Origin of the sequence: [Clostridium] aminophilum (assembly GCF_900101295.1) — a bacterium.
Classification (GTDB): Bacteria; Bacillota; Clostridia; order Lachnospirales; family Lachnospiraceae; genus Clostridium_R; species Clostridium_R aminophilum_A.
The window spans coordinates 1-2,056 of the sequence record NZ_FOIL01000103.1 but is presented as its reverse complement, the minus strand read 5'-3'; the positions used below and the strand labels follow the sequence as shown (position 1 = coordinate 2,056).

Genomic DNA, 2,056 nt, shown 5'->3' with positions numbered 1-2,056 from the left:
CGCATTGTGCGGCGATGAACATTGGAGAGTGGAGATGCCGTGCATTACGCATTTTGCGTGATAACCCCGGGAGAGCGGTTTGGGGCGCATGAGAATAAACAGAAAAAAGAGGATCAGATGGAAGGATTTTTACCGATTAATCGTCAGGATATGCTGGAACAGGGAATCAGGCAGCCTGATTTTGTATACGTGTGCGGAGACGCGTACGTGGATCACTCGAGCTTCGGCGCGGCGATCATCTCGCGCGTGTTGGAGGCTCACGGATATACGGTAGCCATGTGTTGTCAGCCGGACTGGAAAGATCCGGCATCCGTTGCGGAGTTCGGAGAACCGAGACTGGGATTTCTGGTTTCGTCCGGCAATATGGATTCCATGGTCAATCATTATACGGTTGCCAAAAAGCACAGAAGCTACGACTATTACAGCCCGGGCGGCGTGATGGGCAGGCGCCCCGACCGCGCGGTTACGGTATACTGCAATCTGATCCGGCGGACATTTAAGCACACTCCGATCATCATCGGCGGTATTGAGGCGAGTCTTCGCCGTATGGCGCACTACGACTACTGGTCGGACAGCGTCCGCCGTTCCATTCTGCTGGAATCCGGCGCCGACATCATTTCCTACGGAATGGGAGAGCGAAGCATCGTGGAGATCGCCGATGCGCTGGCGTCCGGTATTGGTGTGCAGGACATCACCTGGATCGAGGGAACGGTGTTCAAGACGAGGGATGACATGCTGGTGGAGGACGCCATCCGCCTGCCGGATTATGAGGAGATCCTTCGGGACAAGCGGAAAATGGCGGAGAGCGTGCATATTCAGTACGAAAACACCGATCCGATCGCTTCGAGGCGGATGTATGAGACCTATGACGGGAAGACCTTTGTGGTACAGAATACGCCGTCGAAGCCGCTGTCGGAGCAGGAGATGGACGATGTCTACGCGCTTCCCTATACCCGGAGATGGCATCCGGTTTACGACAAAGACGGCGGAATCCCGGCACTTTCCGAGATCAAATTCAGTCTGACGTCCTGCCGCGGCTGCTACGGCCAGTGCAATTTCTGTGCGCTGACGTTCCATGAGGGGCGGATCGTTCAGGTGAGAAGCCACGAATCCATCATCCGGGAAGCGGAGCAGATGATCGACGATCCGGATTTCAAGGGATATATTCACGATGTCGGCGGCCCGACGTCGGAGTTCCGCGGCCCGGCCTGCGCGAAGCAGCTGAAGTTCGGTGCCTGTAAGAACCGTCAGTGTCTTTTTCCGAAGCCGTGCAGCCAGCTGATTGTCGATCACAGCGATTATCTGAAACTGCTCCGGAAACTCCGAGAACTTCCGAAAGTGAAAAAGGTATTTGTCCGTTCCGGTTTCCGGTTCGATTATCTGATGGCGGATCCGAACAAGCAGTTCCTCTATGAGATATGCAAATATCATGTTTCCGGTCAGCTCCGCGTTGCGCCGGAGCACATCAGCGACAATGTCCTGAAGGAGATGGGAAAACCATCTTTCTCGGTCTATACGGCATTTGTCGATGAATTTCAGAAGATCAATCAGAAACTCGGAAAAGAGCAGTATGTGGTTCCGTATCTGATGAGCTCCCATCCGGGAAGTACGGTCAAAGATGCGATTCAGCTGGCGGAGTATCTCCAGAAGAATCATCTGAATCCGGAGCAGGTGCAGGATTATTATCCGACGCCGGGAACAGTGTCGACCTGTATGTATTACACCGGCATCAATCCTCTGACGATGGAGAAAGTCTATGTTGAGCGCAATCCCCACGAGAAGGCGATGCAGAGAGCACTTCTCCAGTACCGCGATCCGAAGAATTACGAACTGGTGAAGGAAGCGCTTCTTCAGGAGGGCCGCGAGGACCTGATCGGATTCGGCGCCGATTTCCTGATTCCTCCGAGGAAAATGGAGTATAAGGTGGGAAAGGCGGTTCATCCGGCAAAATCCGGGAAGAAGGGGCCGGGAGGACAAAAGGAGATGTCCGGTCCGGCAGGGCGCAAAGAGACGTCCGGTCCGGCAGGGCGCAAAGAGACATCCCGTCCGACAGGGC

1 protein-coding gene is annotated in these 2,056 nt (G+C 54.7%); it reads left to right on the top strand.

What is annotated here, in order from left to right:
• Positions 1-117 precede the first annotated feature (117 nt).
• Positions 118-2,056: YgiQ family radical SAM protein (locus BMW41_RS14015; RefSeq protein ID WP_074650834.1), on the top strand; the 1,939-nt coding region annotated here is incomplete at its 3' end.